The organism is Neobacillus drentensis (assembly GCF_036966985.1).
GTDB classification, from domain to species: Bacteria; Bacillota; Bacilli; order Bacillales; family Cytobacillaceae; genus Neobacillus; species Neobacillus drentensis_E.
In genome coordinates this window covers 1-1929 of the sequence record NZ_JBALSN010000669.1, presented here as the reverse complement: position 1 = coordinate 1929, position 1929 = coordinate 1, and the positions used below count along the sequence as shown (strand labels likewise).

At 37.7% G+C, this 1929-nt stretch carries 3 protein-coding genes; 2 read left to right on the top strand and 1 reads right to left on the bottom strand.

The genetic code is table 11. The features are described 5' to 3' along the window. Together V7659_RS30205 and V7659_RS30200 are read left to right on the top strand one after the other, a co-directional pair. Nucleotides 1-173, top strand: a 173-nt coding sequence (locus V7659_RS30205) for a Fur-regulated basic protein FbpA (protein WP_335543709.1), incomplete at its 5' end; no start/stop codon positions are given. Between the two features lie 103 nt (nucleotides 174-276). Continuing rightward, on the top strand, nucleotides 277-825 hold the full coding sequence (locus V7659_RS30200; RefSeq protein ID WP_335543708.1) for an NADPH-dependent FMN reductase: 549 nt from the start codon (nucleotides 277-279) through the stop codon (nucleotides 823-825). A gap of 167 nt (nucleotides 826-992) precedes the next feature. On the opposite strand, the gene V7659_RS30195 is transcribed toward V7659_RS30200, so the two are convergent. After that, nucleotides 993-1847 carry an SDR family oxidoreductase gene (locus V7659_RS30195; protein ID WP_335543707.1) on the bottom strand — a complete coding sequence of 285 codons (855 nt, stop codon included), beginning with the start codon at nucleotides 1845-1847 and terminating at the stop codon, nucleotides 993-995. Nucleotides 1848-1929 lie beyond the last annotated feature (82 nt).

Sequence of the window (1929 nt, the reverse complement as noted above, 5' to 3'; positions counted from 1 at the left end):
CTTCTGCTCATCAAAAAAGGCAATATTTAATAAATAAGCTTATTAGTTTCGGAATTTATAAAAAAAATGATAAACATCTCTATGAATGGACTTTGTGTGAATTAGAAGCTGAGTATCAAAATATTGAACCAAAAGAGCTGGAAATTAGTAGCATTCTTCAACTGAAGTTATAAAAAATACATTATTTGGAATCTTCGCAAGCAGGAATGTTGTAGAAAGACCTTTCATTAATTATAGTGAAATATATGGTAATTAATAATACTTCGGAGGTTTATCATGAAAATCGTTACAATTGTAGGCAGTTTAAGAAAAGAATCGTATAACATGCAACTTGCAAAGACAATCCAAAAGCGTTACAAGGATAAAATTGATATTGAAATCGCAGACATCCGTTCTCTCCCACATTTTGACCAAGATGAGGAGAACAACCCACCAGAATCAGTAAAGGAATTTAAGGAGGCAATCGCAAGTGCTGATGGGGTTCTCATCATTACTCCAGAATACAATTGGTCCATTCCTGGTGTGCTAAAGAACGCATTAGATTGGACTTCAAGGGTAGACAAGGTTTTCATTGGTAAACCTGTAATGGCTTTAGGCGTAACCCTCGGCCTGCTCGGAACCGTTCGTGCTCAAATGCATTTACGTGAAATTCTAGCAGCACCTGGTATTCAGGCTAAGATCCTTCCTCCAGGAGGAAATGAGGTACTGATTGGTCTTGCGAATCAAAAGTTTGATGAACAAACTGGTCAGTTGGTTGATCAAAGTACACTAAGTTTCTTAGATAGCAAAGTAGATACATTTATTGATTTTGTAAAATCTGTTTGATCTACCTCATAATGAAGGAACGGTAAATGACCAAGATGGATCTAGACATGGTTCGTATCTAAACCAAAACTAAATATTGAAAATTGGCCTAGCTTGTTTCTTTTCATAATAAAACCGACCACTCATATAGAAGAGGTCGGTTTTTTAAGTTAGTTCAATTAGGTTTTTTAAGATAAACTTTTAACGATTTGAGTTAATCCTACACTAATTGGTGTAACGGGACGTCCAAGCAGTTTCTCCAAATCGTTGCTCTCCACTGCTAATGTACCTTCCCGGATGCCTTTCTGGATATCGACAAGAAAAGGAAGTAGGAATTCTGGTACGCCAGCACCTTTCATAATATCAGCGTAAGTGGAATCATCGACTTGATGGACAGGGACTACTTTACCCAATACAGTTCCAACTGCAGAAGCAATTTCTTCCTGTGTCAATAACTTACCAGAAAGTTCGTAAATAGTGTTTTCGTGCCCGTTACCTGATAAAACCACTGCCGCTGCCTCAGCATAATCTTGTTGTAATGCCCAGCCAACTTTTCCATCACCTGCTGAAGTCACCCAAGGGGCTCCTGCAAGTACTCCCTGAATGCTTGAACTTTCATTCTCCAAGTACCAATTGTTGCGTAAGAAAGAATAAGGAATGCCTGTTTTTACAATAGCTTCTTCCGTTGCCTTATGCGTTGGAGCAAGGAAGTTTTTACTTTCCTTTGCATTGGCAATACTAGTATAAGCAATAAATTTAACTCCAGCACGCTCTGCTGCTGCTACTGCATCCGTGTGCTGTCTAATTCTGGTTTCATTGTCGCCATCTGCAGAAATAATTAATAGCCGATCAATACCTGAAAAAGCTGCATCCAATGTATCTGGACGATCAAAATCTCCTTGACGAACGTCCACGCCTCGANNTTCTGCTTTTTCTGGGTTACGAACACTAACAGCTAGTTGATTTGCTGGTACAGTTTTCAATAAAGTTTCAACAACTTTGGTTCCAAATTTTCCTGTTGCCCCTGTTACTAATATTTTCATTATTTGTTCCCTCCAATTATTTTTAATAGTTTACCTAAAATCAATATTACTTGTATCTAATTTGAATACCTGTATTCATAAT